The 21,324-nt window shown below is 69.2% G+C and carries 18 protein-coding genes; 4 read left to right on the top strand and 14 right to left on the bottom strand.

The features are described from left to right. Positions 1–303: 303 nt before the first annotated feature. The 4 genes from ACFVM3_RS07280 to ACFVM3_RS07265 are packed head-to-tail and all read right to left on the bottom strand — an operon-like array spanning position 304 to position 4,135. On the bottom strand, positions 304–1,056 hold the full coding sequence (locus ACFVM3_RS07280) for a succinate dehydrogenase/fumarate reductase iron-sulfur subunit (protein ID WP_125675707.1): 753 nt from the start codon (positions 1,054–1,056) through the stop codon (positions 304–306). Further along, positions 1,053–2,969 carry a fumarate reductase/succinate dehydrogenase flavoprotein subunit gene (locus tag ACFVM3_RS07275; RefSeq protein WP_378436461.1) on the bottom strand — a complete coding sequence of 639 codons (1,917 nt, stop codon included), beginning with the start codon at positions 2,967–2,969 and terminating at the stop codon, positions 1,053–1,055. The genes ACFVM3_RS07280 and ACFVM3_RS07275 overlap by 4 nt, the downstream gene beginning before the upstream one ends. A 51-nt stretch (positions 2,970–3,020) precedes the next feature. After that, positions 3,021–3,851 carry a hypothetical protein gene (locus ACFVM3_RS07270; protein ID WP_125675711.1) on the bottom strand — a complete coding sequence of 277 codons (831 nt, stop codon included), beginning with the start codon at positions 3,849–3,851 and terminating at the stop codon, positions 3,021–3,023. Further along, a complete protein-coding gene (locus tag ACFVM3_RS07265; protein WP_016332714.1) occupies positions 3,848–4,135 on the bottom strand; it encodes a hypothetical protein in 288 nt (95 codons plus the stop codon). The genes ACFVM3_RS07270 and ACFVM3_RS07265 overlap by 4 nt, the downstream gene beginning before the upstream one ends. Before the next feature lie 264 nt (positions 4,136–4,399). Here ACFVM3_RS07265 and edd point away from each other — a divergent pair, with 264 nt between their 5' ends. Together edd and eda are read left to right on the top strand one after the other, a co-directional pair. Continuing rightward, positions 4,400–6,289 carry a phosphogluconate dehydratase gene (gene edd, locus ACFVM3_RS07260; protein WP_378436459.1) on the top strand — a complete coding sequence of 630 codons (1,890 nt, stop codon included), beginning with the start codon at positions 4,400–4,402 and terminating at the stop codon, positions 6,287–6,289. Further along, positions 6,286–6,906: a bifunctional 4-hydroxy-2-oxoglutarate aldolase/2-dehydro-3-deoxy-phosphogluconate aldolase gene (eda, locus tag ACFVM3_RS07255; RefSeq protein WP_378344314.1), complete on the top strand. Its 621-nt coding sequence runs from the start codon at positions 6,286–6,288 to the stop codon at positions 6,904–6,906. Before edd ends, eda begins: the two co-directional genes overlap by 4 nt. 46 nt (positions 6,907–6,952) lie before the next feature. Here the strand turns inward: eda and ACFVM3_RS07250 are convergent, their stop codons facing one another. The 7 genes from ACFVM3_RS07250 to ACFVM3_RS07220 form a co-directional block, all read right to left on the bottom strand. Further along, positions 6,953–7,390 (bottom strand): GNAT family N-acetyltransferase, encoded by a 438-nt coding sequence (locus tag ACFVM3_RS07250; RefSeq protein WP_378436457.1) that lies wholly within the window; start codon positions 7,388–7,390, stop codon positions 6,953–6,955. Between the two features lie 208 nt (positions 7,391–7,598). Continuing rightward, complete coding sequence (locus ACFVM3_RS07245; RefSeq protein WP_378436455.1) at positions 7,599–8,039, bottom strand: iron chaperone; 441 nt, start codon at positions 8,037–8,039, stop codon at positions 7,599–7,601. A gap of 50 nt (positions 8,040–8,089) precedes the next feature. Further along, positions 8,090–8,713 carry a glyoxalase gene (locus tag ACFVM3_RS07240; RefSeq protein WP_126734937.1) on the bottom strand — a complete coding sequence of 208 codons (624 nt, stop codon included), beginning with the start codon at positions 8,711–8,713 and terminating at the stop codon, positions 8,090–8,092. 451 nt (positions 8,714–9,164) lie between these two features. After that, positions 9,165–9,692: a regulatory protein RecX gene (locus tag ACFVM3_RS07235; protein WP_219154001.1), complete on the bottom strand. Its 528-nt coding sequence runs from the start codon at positions 9,690–9,692 to the stop codon at positions 9,165–9,167. Positions 9,693–9,770: 78 nt separating this feature from the next. Next, on the bottom strand, positions 9,771–10,811 hold the full coding sequence (gene recA, locus ACFVM3_RS07230; RefSeq protein WP_020637646.1) for a recombinase RecA: 1,041 nt from the start codon (positions 10,809–10,811) through the stop codon (positions 9,771–9,773). A gap of 207 nt (positions 10,812–11,018) precedes the next feature. Then, positions 11,019–11,213: a DUF3046 domain-containing protein gene (locus ACFVM3_RS07225; protein ID WP_126734939.1), complete on the bottom strand. Its 195-nt coding sequence runs from the start codon at positions 11,211–11,213 to the stop codon at positions 11,019–11,021. A 35-nt stretch (positions 11,214–11,248) separates the two neighbouring features. Then, positions 11,249–13,162: an Hsp70 family protein gene (locus ACFVM3_RS07220; protein WP_378436453.1), complete on the bottom strand. Its 1,914-nt coding sequence runs from the start codon at positions 13,160–13,162 to the stop codon at positions 11,249–11,251. Positions 13,163–13,334: 172 nt separating this feature from the next. Between ACFVM3_RS07220 and ACFVM3_RS07215 the strand changes: the two genes are divergently transcribed. Then, positions 13,335–17,957: an ATP-dependent helicase gene (locus ACFVM3_RS07215; RefSeq protein WP_378436608.1), complete on the top strand. Its 4,623-nt coding sequence runs from the start codon at positions 13,335–13,337 to the stop codon at positions 17,955–17,957. Positions 17,958–17,994: 37 nt separating this feature from the next. Beyond that, a complete protein-coding gene (def, locus tag ACFVM3_RS07210) occupies positions 17,995–18,495 on the top strand; it encodes a peptide deformylase (protein ID WP_037343240.1) in 501 nt (166 codons plus the stop codon). 64 nt (positions 18,496–18,559) lie between these two features. Here def and ACFVM3_RS07205 read toward each other — a convergent pair whose 3' ends face one another. From ACFVM3_RS07205 to ACFVM3_RS07195, 3 genes are all read right to left on the bottom strand, one after another. Further along, a complete protein-coding gene (locus tag ACFVM3_RS07205) occupies positions 18,560–19,645 on the bottom strand; it encodes a GNAT family N-acetyltransferase (RefSeq protein ID WP_378436451.1) in 1,086 nt (361 codons plus the stop codon). A 94-nt stretch (positions 19,646–19,739) separates the two neighbouring features. Further along, positions 19,740–20,408 carry a VOC family protein gene (locus ACFVM3_RS07200; protein ID WP_378436449.1) on the bottom strand — a complete coding sequence of 223 codons (669 nt, stop codon included), beginning with the start codon at positions 20,406–20,408 and terminating at the stop codon, positions 19,740–19,742. A gap of 137 nt (positions 20,409–20,545) precedes the next feature. After that, entirely contained in the window at positions 20,546–21,310 is a 765-nt protein-coding gene (locus ACFVM3_RS07195; RefSeq protein ID WP_378436447.1) for a maleylpyruvate isomerase family mycothiol-dependent enzyme, read from the bottom strand. Positions 21,311–21,324: the final 14 nt, after the last annotated feature.

Here is a 21,324-nt window from a genome sequence, read left to right as displayed (position 1 = left end):
TTGGCCTGGAACACAGTCCGGCGCGCACCGCGCACCGGACTGCTTCGTTCCAGAAATCAGGGTTCACCAAAGAAAAACCGCCCGGATCGGTTTCCCGATGGGCGGCTCCACGTATGCGACGTCCGGTTAGGACGGCGGCGTGGAGCCGTGTTTCTCTTCCATGCAAAGCAAAGGACAAGCCATGCGTCCTCCTTGGTCGGTGTGCGCGTAAGTGTGCGACAGGCAAGTGAGTGGGGGCAAACGAATAAAAGCTCGTGAGTGGTGAGGACGATTAGAACCGTCCTCACCACTCACGAGGAACGACTACTTGTCCCGCCGGAACAGCTTGTTCCCCAGCCACACGATGGGGTCGTACTTCCGGTCCGCGACGCGTTCCTTCATCGGGATCAGCGCGTTGTCGGTGATGTGGATGCCCTCCGGGCACACGTCCGAGCAGCACTTGGTGATGTTGCAGTACCCGAGCCCGTGCTCCTCCTGCGCCTCGTCACGCCGGTCGGCGACGTCGAGGGGATGCATTTCGAGTTCGGCGATCCGCATCAGGTACCGGGGCCCGGCGAAGGCCTCCTTGTTCTCCTCGTGGTCACGCACCACGTGGCAGGTGTTCTGGCACAGGAAGCACTCGATGCACTTGCGGAACTCCTGCGAGCGCTCGACGTCCACCTGCTGCATCCGGTACTCCCCCGGCTTGAGGTCAGGGGGCGGCGTGAACGACGGGATCTCGCGGGCCTTGGTGTAGTTGAACGACACGTCGGTCACCAGGTCGCGGATCACCGGGAACGTCCGCATCGGCGTCACGGTGATGACCTCGTCCTCGGTGAAGGTCGACATCCGGGTCATGCACAGCAGCCGCGGCTTGCCGTTGATCTCCGCCGAGCACGAACCGCATTTGCCCGCCTTGCAGTTCCACCGCACCGCCAGATCCGAAGCCTGGGTGGCCTGCAACCGGTGGATGATGTCGAGGACGACCTCGCCCTCGTTGACCTCGACGCTGTAGTCCTTCAGCTCACCGGAGTCAGCGTCACCGCGCCAGACCCGGAAACTCGCCTTGTAGCTCATGCCGGACTCCCGGGGTGCGAGGCCAGTTCTTCGTCGGTGTAGTACTTCCCCAGCTCGGACAGTTCGAAAAGCTCCAGCAGGTCCTGTCGCAGCGGGGTCTGTTCCTTGACCTCGATGCCGATCTCCGGCACCACCGGGTTGTCGCCCGGCGAGGCCGAACAGACCAGGAGTTTGTTGCGCCACTGGGCGTCCATGCCCGGGTGGTCGTCGCGGGTATGCCCGCCCCGGCTCTCGGTCCGCAGCAACGCGGCCCGCGCCACGCATTCGCTGACCATCAGCATGTTCCGCAGGTCGACGGCGAGATGCCAGCCGGGGTTGAACTGCCGGTGCCCTTCGACGGTGACCCGCTTGATCCGCTCGCGCAGTTCCCCGAGTTTCTCCAGCGCCCGCTCGATCTCCTCCGCCTTGCGGATGATGCCGACCAGATCGTTCATCGACTGCTGCAACTCGGTGTGCAGGCTGTACTGGTTCTCCTCGACGCCGTCACCCGGCGGGTCGAACGGCGCGAGCGCCATCGCCGCGGCGGCGTCCACATCGGACTGACTGACCTTGGGGCGGTCCTTCAGTTCCGACACGTACGACGCGGCGCCGAGGCCCGCACGACGGCCGAAGACCAGCAGATCCGAAAGCGAGTTGCCGCCGAGCCGGTTCGAGCCGTGCATCCCGCCGGAGCACTCGCCCGCGGCGAACAGCCCTGGCACGCTCGACGACGCGGTGTCCGGATCGACCTCGATCCCGCCCATCACGTAGTGACAGGTGGGACCGACCTCCATCGGTTCCTTCGTGATGTCGACGTCGGCGAGTTCCTTGAACTGGTGGTACATCGACGGCAGCCGTTTGCGTATCTCCTCCGCTGGCAGCCTGCTGGCGATGTCGAGGAAGACCCCGCCGTGCGGCGATCCGCGGCCGGCCTTGACCTCGGAGTTGATCGCCCTGGCCACCTCGTCACGCGGCAGCAGATCCGGCGTGCGGCGGTTCTTCTCCTGGTCGGTGTACCAGCGGTCGGCCTCCTCCTCGCTGTCCGCGTACTGCCCCTTGAACACGTCGGGGACGTACTCGAACATGAACCGCTTGTCCTCGGTGTTCTTGAGGACGCCGCCGTCGCCTCGGACGCCTTCGGTGACCAGGATCCCCTTCACACTCGGCGGCCAGACCATGCCGGTCGGGTGGAACTGGACGAATTCCATGTTGATGAGCGTCGCCCCGGCCCGCAGCGCCAGCGCGTGCCCGTCACCGGTGTACTCCCACGAGTTCGAGGTGACCTTGAACGACTTCCCGATACCGCCGGTCGCCAGCACCACCGCCGGCGACTCGAACAGGATGAACCGGCCGCTCTCGCGCCAGTACCCGAAGGCACCGGAGATCCGGCCGTCGTCGGTCAGCAGTTCGGTGATCGTGCATTCGGCGAAGACCTTGATCCTCGCCTCGTAGTCACCGGTCTCCTTGAAGTCCTCTTGTTGCAGCGAAACGATTTTCTGCTGCATCGTGCGGATCAGTTCGAGCCCGGTGCGGTCGCCGACGTGCGCCAGCCGCGGGTACGTGTGCCCGCCGAAGTTGCGCTGGCTGATCCGGCCGTCGGCGGTGCGGTCGAACAGCGCGCCGTAGGTCTCCAGTTCCCAGACCCGGTCCGGCGCCTCCTTGGCGTGGAGTTCGGCCATCCGCCAGTTGTTGAGGAACTTCCCGCCACGCATGGTGTCGCGGAAGTGCACCTGCCAGTTGTCGTTCGAGTTCGCGTTGCCCATCGACGCCGCGCAGCCGCCTTCGGCCATCACCGTATGCGCCTTGCCGAAGAGCGATTTGCACACCACCGCGACGCTGAAGCCGCGTTCGCGGGCTTCGATGACCGCGCGGAGACCGGCACCGCCGGCACCGATCACCACCACGTCGTAGTTGAGCCGTTCGACCTCGGTCATGAAAAGAGCCACCTCAAAGCTTGTCGCCGGGGACGGGAGATTCCCGCGCCGCTAGTTGATGAACCGCAGATCCGAAATGGCGCCGCTCGCCACGAGCATCACGTAGAGGTCGGTCAGCACGAGCGTGCCGAGCGTCGTCCACGCCAGCGCCATGTGCCGGGTGTTGAGCTTCGTGATCTGCGTCCAGATCCAGTAGCGGACCGGATGTTTCGAGAAGTGCTTGAGCCTGCCGCCGGTCACGTGACGGCACGAGTGGCACGACAACGTGTAGGCCCACAACAGGATCACGTTGCCGGTCAGCACGATGTTGCCGAGCCCGAAACCGAATCCGCCGGTCTTGCCGTGGAACGCGGTGATCGCGTCGTAGGTGTTGACCAGCGAGACGACCACGGCGACGTAGAAGAAGTAGCGGTGGGCGTTCTGGATGATCAGCGGCAGCCGCGTCTCACCGGTGTACTTCGCGTGCGGTTCGGCGACCGCGCAGGCGGGCGGAGAGAACCAGACGGCCCGGTAGTAGGCCTTGCGGTAGTAGTAGCAGGTCAGCCGGAAGCCCAGCAGGAACGGCAGGACCAGGAAACCGAGCGGGATGAAGCCCGGCAGTTCGCCGATCCAGGCCCCGAAATGCCGGGAGCCTTCGACGCAGGATTCCGAGACGCAGGGTGAGTAGAACGGCGTCAGGTAGTGGTATTCGGGCACCCAGTAGGCGGTGCGCACGAAGGACCTGATCGTCGCGTAGATGATGAAGGCGGAGAGGCCGAGGACGGTCAGCAGCGGGGACAGCCACCACCGGTCGGTGCGCAGCGTTTTTTCGGCGATCCGGGCCCGCGACGGCGCGCGGACCCCCGTACCCCGTCCGGCCTCGTTGCCGGCGGGGGCGCTCACCGCTGGTCGCGCTTGTAGCCGCCGACGCCTTCGTCATCGGCGCCTTGCCACAGCGCCGGGTCGTAGGGCGTGTCGGGAACCTGGACACGATCGGCGGCCTTCGCCTGCGCGGGCACCGCGTTCGGGGTCGTGTCGAGGTCGGTCGCGTCGATGTCGAGCCGCTCGACGTCGTTCGCCAGGCGTCGTACCGCCGAGGCGTCGCCGTATCGGGATCGCAGCGCGCCGACGCACTGCCTCAACTGACCGATGGCTCGCCGAAGCTCGGCGATCTCTGTGGTGGACATCGGTACCTCCCGATGGTCGGTTCGGTTGGCCGCTTGAGCCTTCGAAGGCCAGCGATTCCTCGCCGTCTCGACTCTGCCGCGCGTTGTGCAATGTGACAAGTAGCACAGTGGAACCTAGTGACGTGACGGAGGTCACGCGAGTCGATCTTCTGTATCGATTTTGATTCGCGCTTTCCCCCGAGGTACTGTGGCCACTGTCACGACCCAGCGACGTCAGCGTTGCCGTCCCGCGGACCACCACGACCAGTGATCCGGAGCCGGACAATGAGCACCGCCCCGAACGTCCACCCCATCATCGCCGAAGTCACCGAACGCATCGCCGCCCGCAGCGCCGAGACCCGCGCCGCGTACCTCGAGCGCGTCGCCGCCGCCCACGAAGAAGGGCCGGTGCGGCGAGGTCTCGACTGCAGCAACCTCGCCCACGGCTTCGCCGCGATGGAAGGTGCCGACAAAGCGGCACTGCGCGCCGCGCGGGCACCGGGCGTCGCGATCGTCTCGTCCTACAACGACATGCTTTCGGCGCATCAGCCGATGCAGGAGTACCCCGCGATGCTGAAGGGCTCGGTCCGTCAGGCGGGCGGGGTGGCCCAGTTCGCCGGCGGCGTGCCCGCGATGTGCGACGGCGTCACCCAGGGCCGTCCGGGGATGGAGCTCTCGCTGTTCAGCCGCGAGGTGATCGCGATGTCGACCGCGATCGCGCTCTCCCACGACATGTTCGACGCGGCACTGCTGCTCGGCGTCTGCGACAAGATCGTGCCCGGCCTGCTCATCGGGGCGCTGTCCTTCGGGCACCTCCCGGCGATCCTGGTGCCCGCCGGGCCGATGAACTCAGGCCTGCCGAACAAGGAGAAGGCGCGCGTGCGCCAGCTCTACGCCGAGGGCAAGGCGACCCGCGAAGACCTGCTGGACGCCGAAGCGGCTTCGTACCACTCGGCGGGCACGTGCACCTTCTACGGCACCGCCAACTCGAACCAGATGGTCGTCGAGGTGATGGGCCTGCACCTGCCGGGCGCCAGCTTCGTGCAGCCGAACTCGACTCTACGGAAGGCGCTCACCGAAGAGGCCGGACGCCGCGTCGTGAAGCTTTCGCGGGGCGAGGAGTACACGCCGGTCTCGCGCGTGATCGACGAGAAGGCCGTCGTCAACGGTGTCATCGCGCTGCTCGCCACCGGCGGCTCGACCAACCACACGATGCACCTCGTCGCGATCGCCGCCGCGGCGGGCATCCAGCTGACGTGGGACGACTTCTCCGACCTGTCGGCAGCGATCCCCTTGCTGGCCCGCGTGTACCCGAACGGCAGCGCGGACATCAACCATTTCCACGCCGCCGGGGGTATCCAGTTCCTGGTCGGCACCCTGCTCGACGCGGGCCTGCTGCACGAGGACGTCCAGACCGTCGCCGGACCGGGCCTGCACCGCTACCGGCAGGAGCCGATCCTTTCCGAGGGCGAACTGGTCTGGCGTGACGTCCCGACGCGCAGCCTCGACGAGGACGTGCTGCGTCCCGTGTGGCGGCCGTTCGCTTCCGACGGTGGGCTGCGGATGGTCGCGGGCAACCTCGGCCGCGCGGTGATCAAGGTGTCCGCGGTGGCGCCGGAGCACCGGATCGTCCAGGCCCCGGCGCGGGTGTTCACCGACCAGAAGTCCTTCAAGACCGCTTTCGAGGCTGGCGAGCTGGATCGCGACGTCGTCGTGGTCATCCGGCAGCAGGGCCCTCAGGCCAACGGGATGCCGGAGCTGCACGGGCTCACCCCGGCGCTCGGGGTGCTGATGGACCGCGGGCACCAGGTGGCGTTGCTCACCGACGGCCGGATGTCGGGCGCGTCCGGGAAGATCCCGGCGGCGATCCAGGTGACCCCGGAAGCCGCGGCGGGAGGCCCGATCGCACGGATCGCCGACGGCGACGTCGTCCGCCTCGACGCCAGGGCCGGGACGCTCGACGTCCTCGTGGGTGACGAAGAACTCGCCCGCCGTGAACTGGTGGATTCCCCGCCTTCGGAGGCATCCTGGACCGGCACCGGCCGGGAGCTGTTCGCGGCGCTGCGCCGCGCGGTCGGCCCCGCCGATCAGGGCGCGAGCGTGTTCGGACCGCTCACGCCGGAACACTTCGGCGCTCCGGCGCACACGTTGACCCCTGTGGAGGTAACCCAGTGACCACCGGCGCCGACCTGCTCGGTCTGTCCCCCGTGATGCCCGTCGTCGTGCTCGACGACGCCGACGACGCCGTGCCCACCGCGCGGGCCCTGCTCGCGGGCGGGATCGGCGTGATCGAGCTGACCCTGCGCACCCCGGCGGCACTCGCCTCGATCGAGCGGATCGCCGCGGAGGTCCCGGAGATCGTCATCGGCGCCGGGACGGTCACCGCGCCCGAGCACGCCAAGCAGGCCGCCGACGCCGGCGCGAAGTTCCTGGTGACCCCGGGCTGCACGGACGCCGTGCTGGACGCCGCGTTCGAGACCGGGCTCCCGTTCCTGCCGGGCGCGAGCACGGTGTCCGAGGCGATGCGGCTGGCCGAACGCGGGCTGACCGCGCTGAAGTTCTTCCCCGCCGAGGCCAGTGGCGGCGTGGCGTACCTGAAGTCGATCGGCGGGCCGCTGCCCGGGCTCAAGTTCTGCCCGACCGGCGGGATCACCGTGAAGACCGCGCCGGACTATCTCGCACTGTCCAATGTGGGCTGCATCGGTGGTTCGTGGCTGACGCCGAAGGACGCCTTGGCGGCCAAGGACTTCGGGAAGATCGAAGCCTTCGCGGCGGAGGCTTCGAAGCTCTGATCCTTATTGTGAGGGCCACTCGCGCGCCGGGTGGCCCTCACTGTTTTCAGAGCGGCAGCTGGTACTGGATGAAGCCCCGGTTGACCGCGACCTGGTCGTACAGGCGGCGCGCGGTGGCGTTGGATTCCTTGGTGTGCCAGTAGACCCTGCCGCAGTCACGATCACGCGCCCAGTCCGCGACAGCCTCGATCAACGCCCGCGCGACCCCCTTGCCCCTGGCTTCCGGCGCGGTGAACAGATCTTGCAGGTAACAGACGTCGGTGAGCGCGGAAGTGCTGGGATGCACCAGGAAATGCGTGATCCCGACGAGCTCGCCGCCCAGGTGGGCACCGAACGCGTGCATCCGCTCCCCGGTCCGGAATTCGTGCCAGGCCCGGTCGTAGACCTCTTGGGGCGCGACACGTTCGTAGAAGGCGATGTACGCGCGGAACAGGTGTTCCCAGGCTTCGCGGTCTTCGGGCTCCAGCGGAGCGATGGTGATCATGTGGGCCTCCCAGTGATCACCCGAGCCTAGGGTTTCGCCGCTGTCTCGCGAGTGGCCAATCACGCGGTAAAGCAGGCTGCCACTCGTGGTGTGGGGAGGCTTGGCGGGAAGGACGTTGCGAAAGCCACTTTCGCAACGTTGTATGTTGCGAAAGTGGCTTTCGCAACACCCTCCCGAGGGCCGGCTGCCGGGCATCGCCTGCGGCGGCTCAGCTGACGGCTTGCTTCACCAGCGCGGCGATGCGCTTCTCCACCGCGGGGGTGACGCCAGTCAGCGCGAAGGCCGTCGCCCACATCTCGCCGTCGTCCAGCCGAGCGGCCTCGTTGAAGCCGAGCGTCGCGTACCGCGTCTTGAACTTGGCCGCCGCCTGGAAGAAGCAGACGATCTTGCCGTCCAGCGCGTAGGCGGGCTGCCCGTACCAGAGTTTCGGCGCGAGCATCGGGGCGTTCGCCTTCACGACGGTGTGGACCAGCTCGGCCAGCGCCCGATCCTCATCGGGCATCTCGGCGATCTTCGCGACCACGTCCTGCTCGGCCGCCGCCGCTTTGTCGGCGGCGGAACCGCGGCGGGCCGCCTTCTTCATGTCCTGGGCGTGTTCCTTCATCGCGGCCTTCTCTTCGGCCGTGAATCCTTCGTACGTGGTGCTCATGGCGGTTTCTCCTTGGTAAGCGGCGAGCGGGGGCATCCGGTAGTGGCACATCAGGACTGGGCGGCGAGAGCCGAGGTCTCCCAGACGAACCCGTCGAGGTCGGTGAACGGGGCGGCGCCGCAGATCGCGATGCGGTGTGAGCCGGTGCCCTCCGGAGACACTCCGGCGTCCTTGGCCAGAGCCTTGCGCTTGTACAGCGCCAGCTTCACGGGGCTTGAGCCGGATTCGAACTCGACGTACACGCGGCCGAAGCTCTTGCCCACGGTGAGGCCGTGCTCGACGTAGAACTTCTTGCTCGCGGCCACGTCGGCGACACCCAGCAGCAACACGATGGCGTCGAATTCACGGGCGGCCGGCGCGGTGTTCTTCTTCGCCGAGGTGGCGATCTTCCAGATCGCGCCGTCCGGAGCCCGCACGGTGCCGCCGTAACCCCACATCGACTTCGTGGCGGGCTTGATCACGGTCGCCCCGGCGGCGACGGCGGCGTCGATGAGCGCGTCGGCGTTGGCGGGCTGGGAAACCGTGAGGGAGAGGGTGTAGCCGCGGAAGCCGGTGGACGGCTCCTGCGAAGCCCGCAGCCGCAGCTCGGAGCCGAGCCCGAAGGCGGTGGTGTAGAAGCGTTCGGCGGCCTCGGTGTCGGCCACTTCGAGGGTGATGGCGTCGATGAAGTTCATGCCGGTAACGCTATTTCCGGGCGGGCTTCCGGCGCTTCTCGATTCCTGATCGGTCACATCGGTGCTGGTCGGAGGCTGCGCGAGGGGTTCCCCATGTCGCATTCGAGACGCCCAGTGTCTCAAAAGCGACATGGGGACACTCGGCCCAGGCTGCCCCGTGACGGCAGGGAGCAGCCCGTAGCCACCGCGATCGTGCATCGCGTTCGGGTTCTATCGAGGGTGAGCAAGTGGTGTGTCGCGAAAGCCACTTTCGAGACGTGTGATGTCCCCAAAGTGGCTTTCGCGACACGAACACCGACGGAGCCGCGAGCGCGGACCGCCCACTCCACCAGACGCGATTGCCTTACCCCTCGATAACCCGAAAGCCACTCGCGACCGCCGTCCGGGAACGCAAAACCGGCCGCGCGGGCACGTGTGCCCGCCGGCCGGTGAGCGGCTCGGGTGAGGAAGCTCAGTCGAGGGTGGCGTCGTCCAGCAGCGCCGACTCGGCGCCGAACTCGCGGAGTTCGTCGCGGATCACGGTGTAGGCCAGCCCCTGGGGATAGCCCTTGCGGGCGAGGAAGCCCAGCAGGCGGCGGATCGCCGTCTGTTCGTCGACGTTGCCCAAGGAGCGCATGCGCTTCCGTACCAGCTCTCGGGCGCGCTGCTCCTCTGCCTCTCGGTCCACCTCTTCGGCGGCCTGGACGGCGATATCCCCATCGATTCCTTTGCGTTTGAGTTCGGCTACGAGGGCGTTCCGTGCCAGGCCCATGTTGGCATGACGGGAACGCACCCACATCTCGGCGAACTCGGCGTCGTTGATGAGCCCTGCCTTGTCCAGCTTACCGAGCAGGGTCTCCGTCGTCTCCTCGTCGAAGCCCTTGCGCTTGAGGGCCTGACGCAGTTCGTCCGTTGAACGCGGGCGCGCGGCCAGGAGATCGAAGCAGATCTCCTTGGCCTTCTTCCTCCGCTCGTCCGGCGGCAGCTCCGCCGGATCCACTTTGGGCGCACGCATTCAGCCATCACTCCAGTCGAAACGATCGATCGGTGACTTCACCCCTGGCGGGGCTCGGAAAACTCAGAAGTCGACCGGCGCGGGGGCGGCTTCGGCGTCGACGACGGCACCGATGCCGAGCTTCTCCTTGATGCGCTTCTCGATCTCGTTGGCGATGTCCGGGTTGTCCAGCAGGAACTTCCGGGCGTTCTCCTTGCCCTGGCCCAGCTGGTCGCCCTCGTAGGTGTACCAGGCACCGGACTTGCGCAGGATGCCCTGGTCGACACCCATGTCGATCAACGAACCCTCGCGGGAGACACCCTTGCCGTAGAGGATGTCGAACTCGGCCTGTTTGAAGGGCGGCGCGACCTTGTTCTTCACGACCTTGACACGGGTGCGGTTGCCGACGGGCTCGCCGCCGTCCTTCAGCGTCTCGATCCGGCGGACGTCCAGGCGGACCGACGCGTAGAACTTCAGCGCCTTACCACCGGTCGTGGTCTCCGGGGAGCCGAACATGACGCCGATCTTCTCGCGCAGCTGGTTGATGAAGATCGCGGTGGTGCCGGAGTTGTTCATCGCACCGGTCATCTTCCGCAGCGCCTGGCTCATCAGCCGGGCCTGGAGACCGACGTGGTTGTCACCCATCTCACCCTCGATCTCGGCGCGCGGCACGAGCGCGGCGACCGAGTCGATGACCAGGATGTCGAGCGCGCCGGAGCGGATCAGCATGTCCGCGATCTCGAGCGCCTGCTCACCGGTGTCCGGCTGGGAGACCAGCAGCGCGTCGGTGTCGACGCCGAGCTTCTTGGCGTACTCCGGGTCCAGCGCGTGCTCCGCGTCGATGAACGCGGCGATGCCGCCGTTCTTCTGCGCGTTGGCGACCGCGTGCAGCGCGACGGTGGTCTTACCGGAGGACTCCGGACCGTAGATCTCGATGACCCGGCCGCGAGGCAGGCCGCCGATCCCGAGCGCGACGTCGAGCGCGATGGCACCGGTGGGAATGACGGCGATCGGGGCACGGCCCTCTTCGCCGAGCCGCATGACCGAGCCCTTGCCGTACTGCTTGTCGATCTGGGCGAGGGCCAGTTCGAGCGCCTTGTCCTTGTCGGGTGCTGCTGGTGCCATGGAGTCCACCTCGTTGGTTGAGCCGGGTAGGGCTTGTTTCAGTTCTGAGCTGTCGGGTCCGACGCTACGGGCGACCACCGACAATTCCAGGCCTCGCGCCCAAGCTGTGGATCGCTGACCCCGTTGTGGACAACACCCTAGACGAACGTGTGTTCGAGGCCGCGACCGACACGCCGACGTGCTGGAGTTCTTGCCCGTTCGCCGAGGTCAGCGCCGCTCCGGCGGGATCTCGAAGGCTTCGCAGACCGCCCGCCAGACGTCCTTGGCGGAGGTTCCCGCGTCGAGGGCCTGTTCGACGGTCCGGCCCCCGAGTTCGCCGAAGACGTGATCCCTGGCGAGGGTTTCCGCACGTCCGGGACCGAATTCGTCGGCCATCAGCCGCCGGAAGACCGTGATACGCATCGGCCGGATTCTAGCCCGCGCCCGCGAAAAGAGGCCTACTCGCCCGGCTGGACGCTCTTTTCGAAGTAGTCGGCGAGCTCGCCCGGCGTCGGGTTCTGGCCTTCGGCCGGGACCTGGTAGATGAAGCCGACCAGCGGCCGGTCGGTCACGGTGAACACCAGTACGGCGGCGTTCCGCCCGGCGGCCGAGGAGTACTGGCCTTCCAGGGCGTTGCCCGCCCACTTGGCCTCGGTGCGGTCTCCACCGGCCGATTTGAGCAGCCCGTCGGTGTAGGCCTTCAGCTTGTCCGCGGAATCGCTCTGCAGGTAGGTCACCTGGGTCCCGGCGCGTCCCGGGGCGGAGCAGGTCGACGTCACGCCGAGATCCTCCGCCGGTTTCGCCGGCCCGTTGCCCATCCCGGGTTTGCAGTCGCCGGTGTCGGCGATCTTCCCGGCGAGCTGGCGCAGGCAGCCGGTGAGGCCCTTGTCGTCGGCCGCGGCGGGCACCTTGCATTCGTCGGCCGTGTAGGTCTCCACCGGAGAGGACGTCAGGAAGTACGTGAGCCCGGCGGCGAGCAGCACGACGACGGCCACGATGGCGCCGATGACGAGCGGCTTCTTCTTACTCGCGGGCGCCTTGTCGCCGGAGGCCTGGCCGGCCAGCGAGTACGTCGGGAAATTCGTCGGAGCGGGCTGCTGCACCTGCTGCGGACCACTGTTCGGGTAACCCGACTGGGGGAAACCGCCGGACTGGCCGGGGCTGCCGCCCGAATACCCTGGGATCGACGCGACCTGCTGCGGCGGCGGCGCGTACGGTCCCGACGCGCCGGGCCCGACCTGATGCGCGCCGGTTCCCGCGGCGACCTGCCCTTCGACGCCCTGCGTGCGCGAGCTGATGCCGTCGGAGGCGACGTGCTGGGCACCGAGCGCGACCGCGGTCTCGGGCTGGTCCAGGCTGCCGGGGACGACGCCGAGCTTCTCCGCGATCAGGCTGCCGACCAGCGGGAGACGGCTCGAACCGCCGACGAGGTAGATACCGGCGAGCCGGTCCGGGGTCATCCCGGCCGAGCGGACCACCCGCGACATCAGCTCGACACTGCGCAGCATCGAGGGCCGCACCAGCGCTTCGAGTTCGCCTCGCGTGACGAGGACGTCCTCGAACGGTTCCGGCATCGGGACCTCGGTCTGCGGGTGCCGTGAGAGGGCCTCCTTCGCCGCCTTCACGTCCTCCTGCAGCGCGCGCCGCGTACGGCGGTCCGGAGTGGACTCGGGCCGCAGGACTCGCTGCCAGCGCTGGGGATCCTTGTGCGAGACCTCGCGGCCGACGTGCACCAGGAGCGCCTGGTCGACGTCGAGTCCGCCGAGGTCGGGGAGGCCGTCTTCGGCGACGACGGTGAAGCCGCCGTTCGGGGTGGCGCCGACGATCGCGACGTCGAAGGTGCCGGCGCCGAGGTCGTACACGGCGAGCGCCTGGCCTGGCGCGAGCGTCTTGCCGGGGAACGACGCGAAATGCGCGGCCGCGGCGACCGGCTCGGGGACGAGCACCAGGTTGCCGCCCATCCCGGCGAGCCGGGCGGCGGACAGCAGCACGTTGCGGCGGGTCGGGCCCCACTGCGCGGGGTGGGTGAGCCGGACCTCGTCGGGCAGGTCCCCGCCGAGCTGGCGGGTGGTCTCGTCGAGGACGCGGCGCAGGATCGCGGCCAGCACCTCGCTGACCGGGATGACGTCGGTGCCCAGCAGGAGCGTCTGCTCGTCGATGCGGCGTTTGGGATTGGGCTCGAAGCGGGTCGGGTCGAGGCGGGCGCGGCGCTCGGCGTCGCGGCCGACCATGATCGTGCCGTCCTCGGTGGCGAACACCGCGGACGGCATGTTGGCCGAACCGTCGACTTCGACCACACGCGGAGGCCTCCCGTGCGCCGAAAGGACGGCCACGGTGTTGGACGTCCCGAGGTCCACCGACAGGATCCGCACAGCTCATACCCCTTCACAGACGAACGGCGACCGCCCCAGCACTGATCCGGTCGCGCTGGCGGTGATGCTCCCATGAGCGAGGTCACCGCACGTGCGGAACCCGCCGAACTCGTCCCCGACCGGGTGCCTCGTCACAGCCCTCGGAGCGAAACTGTCGGTGGTCCGGCGCAGTATGGAGGGCGTGGCACACGTACTCGACCTCTTCTCCCCCGCGACCAGGGACTGGTTCACCGGGGCCTTCGCCGCGCCCACCCGCGCGCAGGAGGGCGCGTGGCGTGCCGCGCACGCGGGGGAACACGCGCTGGTCGTGGCCCCCACCGGATCGGGCAAGACGTTGTCGGCCTTCCTCTGGGCGCTGGACAGGCTGTCGGTCGAGCCGCCGCCGTCCGAGCCGAAGAAACGCTGCCGCGTCCTCTACGTCTCTCCGCTCAAGGCGCTGGCGGTCGACGTCCAGCGCAACCTGCGGGCACCGCTGGCGGGTATCTCGCAGGCGTCGCGGCGGCTCGGGCTGCCGGTCCCGGACATCGGCGTCGGCATGCGGACGGGCGACACCACCGCGGCCGAGCGGCGCTCGTTCGGCAAGACACCGCCGGACGTGCTGGTCACCACGCCGGAGTCGCTGTTCCTGATCCTCACCTCCTCCGCCCGCGATTCGCTGCGCGGCGTGGAGACGGTGATCATCGACGAGGTCCACGCGGTCGCGGGCGGCAAACGCGGGGCGCATCTGGCCCTGTCGCTGGAGCGGCTCGACGCGCTTCTCGAAAAGCCCGCCCAGCGGATCGGGCTGTCGGCGACGGTCCGGCCGATCGACGAGGTCGCCTCCTTCCTGGCGGGCGGCAGGCCGGTCACCATCGTCCAGCCGAAGCTCGCGAAGACGATCGAGGTCCGCGTCGAGGTCCCGGTCGAGGACATGGCCGATCTCGACGGTCCGCAGGGACCGAAGCAGAACGAAGACCTCGACGCCGGCCTCGCACGGCTCCCCGGTTCGCTGGAGGACATCGACGGCGCGCCGCGGCGGCCGTCGATCTGGCCCGCGGTGGAGGAGCGGGTCCTCGAACTGATCCAGGCGCATCGGTCGACGATCGTGTTCGCCAACTCGCGACGGCTCACCGAGCGGATGACCGCGCGGCTCAACGAACTCGTCGCGGAGCAGGCCGAATTGGAGCCGGATCAGCGGTATCCGGCCGAGGCGATCGGCCAGTCCGGGCTCACCACCGGGGCGGCGCCGGTGATCGCGCGGGCGCACCACGGCTCGATGTCGCGCGAGCAGCGCACCCAGGTGGAAGAGGAGCTCAAGTCCGGGCGGCTGGCGTGCGTCGTGGCGACGTCCTCCTTGGAGCTGGGCATCGACATGGGCGCCGTCGATCTCGTCGTGCAGATCGAGGCACCGCCGACGGTGGCATCGGGACTGCAGCGGGTCGGCCGGGCCGGGCACCAGGTCGGCGCCGTGTCGAGCGGGGTGATGTTCCCGAAGTTCCGGGGTGACCTCGTCTCCTGTGCGGTGGTCGCGGAACGGATGGCGTCCGGGGCGATCGAGGCGGTGCGGTACCCGCGGAACCCGCTGGACGTGCTCGCGCAGCAGGTCGTGGCGATGGTGGCGCTCGAATCGTGGACGGTCGACGAGCTGGCCGCCCTCGCCCGGCGGGCGGCGCCGTTCGCGTCCCTTCCCGACGACGCGTTGCTGGCCGTGCTCGACATGCTCGCCGGCCGGTACCCCAGTGAGGAGTTCGGCGAGCTGCGAGCCCGGATCACCTGGGACCGGGTCACCGGCGAACTGCACGGCCGTCCGGGCTCGCAGCGGCTGGCGGTGACCTCCGGCGGCACGATCCCCGACCGCGGCCTGTTCACCGTGATGACGCCGGGTTCCGACGGCAAACCGGGGTCGCGCGTGGGTGAGCTCGACGAGGAGATGGTCTACGAGTCCCGCGTCGGGGACACGATCCTGCTCGGCACCTCCTCCTGGCGGGTCACCGACATCACCCACGACCGCGTGATCGTGGTCCCCGCTCCGGGTGAGCCCGCCCGGATGCCGTTCTGGAAGGGCGACGCCCCCGGCCGTCCGCTGGAACTGGGGCGGGCGCTGGGCGCGTTCGTCCGCGAACTGTCCACTTCGGAGCCGTCGGCGGCCAGGGAACGCGCCGCCGTCGCCGGGCTGGACGAGTACGCCTGCGACAACCTGCTGGCATATCTGGACGAGCAGAAGTCGGCCACACGGCATGTGCCGAACGACAAAACCGTGCTGCTGGAACGGTTTCGCGACGAGCTGGGTGACTGGCGGGTCATCCTGCACTCGCCGTTCGGCGCTCAGGTCAACGCGCCGTGGGCGCTCGCGATCGCGGCCCGCCTGCGGGAGAACCGCGGGGTCGACGCCCAGGTCGCGCATTCCGACGACGGCATCGTGCTGCGGCTGCCCGAGGCGCTGGACATGGAGGGTGCCGAGGTCACCATCGGCGTCGAGGACGTACTGCTCGATCCGGAAGAGGTCGAGCAGCTGATCGTCGCCGAGGTCGGCGGCTCGGCACTGTTCGCCGCGCGGTTCCGGGAATGCGCGGCGCGGTCGCTGCTGCTCCCCCGCCGGGATCCGCGCCGCCGTACGCCGCTGTGGCAGCAGCGGCAACGCGCGTCGCAGCTCCTTTCGGTCGCGGCCAAGTACGAGCGGTTCCCGGTGGTGCTGGAGGCGATGCGGGAAGTCCTGCAGGACGTGTACGACGTCGGCGGGCTGCGCGAGCTGATGACCGACGTCCGGTCCCGCAAGGTCAAGCTGGTCGAGGTCGAGACGCCGTCGGCGTCACCGTTCGCGCGCAGCCTGCTCTTCGGCTACGTCGGGATGTTCCTGTACGAGACCGACGCCCCGCTCGCGGAACGACGCGCGGCGGCGCTGGCGCTGGATTCGACGCTGCTGGCCGAATTGCTCGGCACCGAGGCGATCCGGGAGTTGCTGGACGCCGAGGTCGTCGCCGAAGTCGAGCGCTCGTTGCAACGCCTCGATCCGGACAGGCACGCCCGCAACGCCGAAGAAGCCGCGGATCTGTTGCGGTTCCTCGGCGATCTCTCGATCGAGGAAGCCGCGGCGCGTGGCATCCAGCGGGAATGGCTGGAGGAACTGGAGGCCGCGCGGCGGGTGATCCGGGTCCGTATCGGCGGTGGTGAACGCTTCATCGCCATCGAGGACGCCGGCCGGGTACGGGACGCGCTCGGCACCGCGCTGCCCGTCGGGGTACCGGAGGCGTTCACCGAACCGGTCGAAGATCCCGTCGGCGACCTGCTGTCGCGCTATTCACGCAGCCGCGGCCCGTTCAGCGCCCGGCAGGCGGCCGAGCGGTTCGGCCTCGGGACGGCCGTGGTCACCGGCGTGCTGGACAGGCTGACCGCGCAGGGCAGGCTGGTCCGGGGCGAGCTGAGCCCCGTCGGACATCCGGAGACCCACGGCGTCGGGATGGAGTTCTGTGACGCGTCGGTGCTGCGCAGGCTCCGGCGGGCGTCGCTGGCCCGGCTGCGGGCCGAGGTCGAGCCGGTCGAACCGGCCGCGCTGGGGCGGTTCCTGCCTTCGTGGCACGGCATCGGGGCGCGAGTGCGGTCGGCGCCGACGGCGGACGACGTACTGTCCGTGGTCGAGCAGCTGGCCGGTGCCCCGCTCCCGGCGAGCGCGGTCGAGTCGCTGATCCTGCCGAGCAGGCTGCCCGGCTACACCCCGTCGCTGCTGGACGAACTCACCACGGCGGGCGAGGTCACCTGGTGCGGTTGCGGATCCCTGTCCGGCGGGGACGGGTGGCTGGCGCTCGCGCCCACGGACGTCGCCGATCTGCTGTTGCCGGATCTCGACGACGATCTGCCCTCCGGCCCGCTCCACGAGGCCATTCTGTCCACTTTGGAGGGTGGAGCGCAGTTCTTCCGTCAGCTCGTGGACCGGGTGTCGCCGTTGGTCGAAACCCCGCCCAACGACGGTGAAGTCGTGGCTGCGCTGTGGGATCTCGTGTGGGCGGGCCTGGTCACCGGGGACACGCTGGGCCCGCTGCGGGCGCAGGTCTCCGGTTCCGGTGCGGCGCACAAGCCACGGCGGCAGGCTCCTCGCGGCCGGTACGCGCGGCTTCGCGCCGGGCGGCCGGCGATGCCTTCGCGCACCGGGCCGCCGACGGTGGCCGGCCGCTGGGCGCTGACCCCTGGGCGGGAGGCGGATCCGACCAGGCGCGCGCTGGCGCGGACGGAAGCCTTCCTGGAACGGCACGGTGTCCTCACCCGCGGCGCCCTCGACACCGAGCGGGTGACGGGCGGTTTTTCGGGGATCTACAAGGTTTTGCGCGGCATGGAGGACTCGGGGCAGGTCGTCCGCGGGTATGTGGTCGAAGGGCTCGGCGCGGCGCAGTTCGCGGCGAAGGGCGCCGTCGACAGGCTGCGCGCGCAGTCCGGGAACCAGCGCACCACCGCGGAAGGCGCCGTCGTCCTCGCCGCCGCCGACCCGGCCCAGCCCTACGGCGCCGCGTTGCCTTGGCCCGCCGCGACGGGCGACACGAAGCACCGTCCGGCAAGGAAAGCGGGTGCGCTGGCGGTGCTCGTGGACGGCGTCCCGGCGATGTACGTCGAACGAGGCGGCCGGTCGCTGCTGAGCTTCACCGAAGATCAGGACAGGTTGCGCTCGGCCGCCAGGGCGCTTTCCACGGCGGTGCGGGAAGGCTGGCTGGGACAGCTCGCGGTGCAGAAGGCCGACGGCGAGGTGGCGCTCACCTCGGAGCTTTCGGCCGTCCTCCAGGAGGCGGGTTTCCGGGCGACTCCCAAGGGTCTGCGCCTGCGGGCCTAGAATCACCGCTCAGCCCTGCGGAGAAGGACGTTCGACCATGGTGATGCGCGACCTGCGCTATTTCGGGGATCCCGTGCTCAAGACCGTATGCGACCCGGTCACGACATTCGACAAGAAGATCGAGTCGCTGGTGACCGATCTGATGGACGGGGTGAAACCGGCCGGGCGCGCGGGTCTCGCGGCGCCGCAGATCGGGGTCGGGCTGCGGGTGTTCAGCTACGACGTCGGCGGGCTGAGCGGGTACGTGATCAACCCCGAGATCGTCGAGCTGTCCGAAGAGACACACGAGATCGGCGAGGGCTGCCTGTCCGTGCCGGAACTGTGGTTCCCGGTCGTCCGCGCGAAGCACGCCGTGGTGCGCGGTGTCGACCTGCGCAACGAGCCGGTCGAGGTCGAAGGTGTCGACGTGCTCGCCCAGTGCCTGCAGCACGAGACCGACCACCTCGACGGCAAGCTCTACCTGGAGCGGCTCACCCCCGAACGCAAGAAGCGCGCGCTGGGCGAGGCCCGCGGCAAAGACTGGTTCTGGAACCGCTGACCCACTCCCGCGTTTGGTCCTCTGAATGCGGTGGTTGGTAACCCGAACTACCGCGTTCAGAGGACTAAATGCGTGGGTTGGGGAGCGCGAAGCGCAGGGTGCCGGGGTCGCCGGGGGCGCGTTCGGGCCGGAGCCCCACGCGAGCGGCGGTCCGGTAGAGGGAGTCGTCGCCGGGCAAGCAGACAGCGGTGAGTTCGCGCTCCCCCTTAGCCACGGCGAGAGTGGCGAGCCGGGCGAGCAAAGCCGTGCCGATGCCTTGGCGCTGCCAGGAATCCTCGACCAGGAGCGAGACTTCGGCCGCGCCGCCGTCGGCGGCCGGGATCAGCTGGCCGAGACCGATCACGTCCCGGCCGCAGACCGCGAGCAGGCTGATCCCGCGCGGCGGCATCAGGAGCCGGTGCAGCCAGCGACGCGGCACGGCACGCATTCCGGTGTGATAGCGGTGGAAGAGCGTCGTCATCGAGCATCTCTGGTGCAGCGCGGACACCGCTTCCGCGTCACCGGGGACGCCCTTGCGCAGGACGATCGCGGCGCCGTCGGCCCGGTCGAGCACGATCGGACCGGTCACGTTGTCGCGGACGGCGGTGCTCAGGCCGATCAGCGCGACGGCGCGGCTCAGTTCCAGTTCGACGAACGGCGACCACCGGCGGCGCGCGACGAACGCGGCGCCGTCCCCGGTCGGGAACACCGCGCGGTGCCCGCCTTCCGTGCGGGCCGGGTTCGCCTCGATCGACGGGACCTTGGTGACGACGTCGGCGGCGAGGACGCCGCGGAGTACTTCCGCGAGGCCGCCGGGCTCCTCGACGGCCCTCTTGGCCGCGGTGAGCGTCGCGGTGGCAGGGTCGACCAGTTCGGCCAGATCCGCGTCGATGACGGCGGAGCATTCGCACCCTTCGTCGCGGATCGCGTCGATGAGCAGTTGGCGCGGCAGACCGGTGGCAGGCCGCAGGACGATCTCGTCGAGCACCCCGCCGGGGACCGGGAGCACCGACAGCCCGAGGATGTTGCATTCGAGGTCGGCGAGCCGGATCGCGATCCTGGCCAGGGTGCCGGGCCGGTCGTCCACGCGGATCCGGACACGCCAGGCCGACGCGGCCGCGGTCTCTTCGCCGGGATGGACCAGGGTGGGCCGGGCTCGATAGGTCTCCATGACTCCACGGTCCCGGCCGGTTGTTGCCTGCCCACGGCGCGGGTGTTTCGCTCAGGTCAGCGTTCGACGCCACCGCGCAACCCCGGCGAAACACTCAGCGGGGAGAAAGCACGCTGAATTCGTTGCCCTCCGGATCCACCATCGCGTCGCCACGCTGCCCTGACGCGCCCAGCTCCCGCAGGCGCCGGACCTCGGCCGCCCGGCTCTTGCCTCGCCGTGGCGCGATCTCGAACCTCAACCGGTTGCTGTGCCGTTTCTCCTCTCGCGTGGCGAGGAACTCGATCCACGGGCCGCGGCCGTCCGGTGGCCGCAGGCCGACGATCGTCTCTTCCCGGACGCCGACCTCCCAGCCCAGGGCGGCCGCCCAGAAGCGCGCGAGCCGCTGTGGATCGAGGGCGTCGGTGACGACCGACGCGATCGCGCCTGCGCCCTCGTAGTGCTCGCGTGGCTCGAGGACGCAGAACTCGTTGCCCTCGGGGTCCGCGAGCACCACCCACGGCACCCGTTTCTCCTCCGGCGGGCCCTGGCCGATGTCGATATGCCGTGCGCCGAGGGACAGCGCACGGTCCACCAGCTCGGCCTGGTGCCCGGGCGAACGGCTCGTCAGATCCAGGTGCAGCCGGTTCTTGCCCCGTTTGGGGCTCACCTCGGAGCGGAACGCCGGCTGGAACGGGGCGTCCCAGCTGAACAGCCCTTCCCAGAAACCCGCCAGATCTCTGGGAAGGGCCGAGTCGAAGACCAGGTTCACCAGCTGTGCTGCCACACCGGTGAACCTAGACGGCACCCCTGACATTTTCTGTGTGTCTCAGGTGAACCCGCGTCCGCGATCGACGTCGGGGCGCTCAAGCACATCTCCAGCTCCCCGACACTTCTGACCGGTTTGGCTTCCCCACCGACCGGTCATCGGGTCGCGAGCCGCAGAAGGGCCCAGAGTTGTCCCGCCATGTCCTGGTCTCCGCTGATCGTCACCGCCGTCGGACCCGCCCGGCCCCAGAGCCAGCGATAGATCTTGTCCGGCTTCCCGGTGACCAGGTCGTCCGCGCGCTGCGCCTCCTCGGCCGAGCATCGCCAGGCGACCGTTTCCGTGGGCCCCGCCCTGGCGATCCAGGTGTGGCCCGCGGTGCGCACGCCGACCGAGCCGGTCTTGGTGCCGGACAGTCCCAGCAACGGCAACCGCTGGCCGAACCAGAGCACCAGTGCCTCGTCGATCCCGTCGAGTGCCACGTCTTCGGGGATCTCCGACACGTCCCTGCCTGCCGCGCTCTCCGCGTCGATCCGGTGGATCGTCGTCTCGTGCGCCATCCGCCGCCGCCAGAACCCGTAGCTGCGGTCCGCCGGCCACCAGGTCGGCGCCAGTTCGTCCGGGTCGTGCGCGGACAGTTCGGCGACGAGTTCCTCCCGGCCCTCCCGGAAGTACTCCTCCAGGCTCTGTCCCGGCCCCGGTTTGCGCTGCCAGTGCTCGGGACGCCGCCCGTCGGTGATCCAGCGGCGGGTGACCCGGTACACGCTGCCGACATGCCTGAGGACCTCGCCGAGCGTCCAGCCAGGGCAGGTCGGGACCGGCGCGTCGGCGGACGCGGTGTGCGCCACCTGGGCCATCAACTCGGTTTCGGCGCCGATCACCTCCAGGAACCTGCCCTGGTCGATCATGGCCTGCCCGGCCATCGGGCACCCCCTCT

It is taken from the genome of Amycolatopsis sp. NPDC057786, assembly GCF_042797905.1.
Lineage (GTDB): Bacteria > Actinomycetota > Actinomycetes > Mycobacteriales > Pseudonocardiaceae > Amycolatopsis.
Note: the sequence above shows the minus strand (reverse complement) of the source record. Positions and strands in the feature narration are given on the sequence as shown.

Coding starts and splice junctions, on each gene's coding strand:
- ACFVM3_RS07215 (WP_378436608.1), top strand. CDS start 13,335: ATGGAGGGCGTGGCACACGTACTCGACCTCTTCTCCCCCGCGACCAGG.
- edd (WP_378436459.1), top strand. CDS start 4,400: ATGAGCACCGCCCCGAACGTCCACCCCATCATCGCCGAAGTCACCGAA.
- ACFVM3_RS07265 (WP_016332714.1), bottom strand. CDS start 4,135: ATGTCCACCACAGAGATCGCCGAGCTTCGGCGAGCCATCGGTCAGTTG.
- ACFVM3_RS07205 (WP_378436451.1), bottom strand. CDS start 19,645: ATGGAGACCTATCGAGCCCGGCCCACCCTGGTCCATCCCGGCGAAGAG.
- recA (WP_020637646.1), bottom strand. CDS start 10,811: ATGGCACCAGCAGCACCCGACAAGGACAAGGCGCTCGAACTGGCCCTC.
- ACFVM3_RS07280 (WP_125675707.1), bottom strand. CDS start 1,056: ATGAGCTACAAGGCGAGTTTCCGGGTCTGGCGCGGTGACGCTGACTCC.
- ACFVM3_RS07225 (WP_126734939.1), bottom strand. CDS start 11,213: ATGCGTATCACGGTCTTCCGGCGGCTGATGGCCGACGAATTCGGTCCC.
- ACFVM3_RS07245 (WP_378436455.1), bottom strand. CDS start 8,039: ATGAGCACCACGTACGAAGGATTCACGGCCGAAGAGAAGGCCGCGATG.
- ACFVM3_RS07240 (WP_126734937.1), bottom strand. CDS start 8,713: ATGAACTTCATCGACGCCATCACCCTCGAAGTGGCCGACACCGAGGCC.
- ACFVM3_RS07195 (WP_378436447.1), bottom strand. CDS start 21,310: ATGGCCGGGCAGGCCATGATCGACCAGGGCAGGTTCCTGGAGGTGATC.
- ACFVM3_RS07250 (WP_378436457.1), bottom strand. CDS start 7,390: ATGATCACCATCGCTCCGCTGGAGCCCGAAGACCGCGAAGCCTGGGAA.
- ACFVM3_RS07275 (WP_378436461.1), bottom strand. CDS start 2,969: ATGACCGAGGTCGAACGGCTCAACTACGACGTGGTGGTGATCGGTGCC.
- def (WP_037343240.1), top strand. CDS start 17,995: ATGGTGATGCGCGACCTGCGCTATTTCGGGGATCCCGTGCTCAAGACC.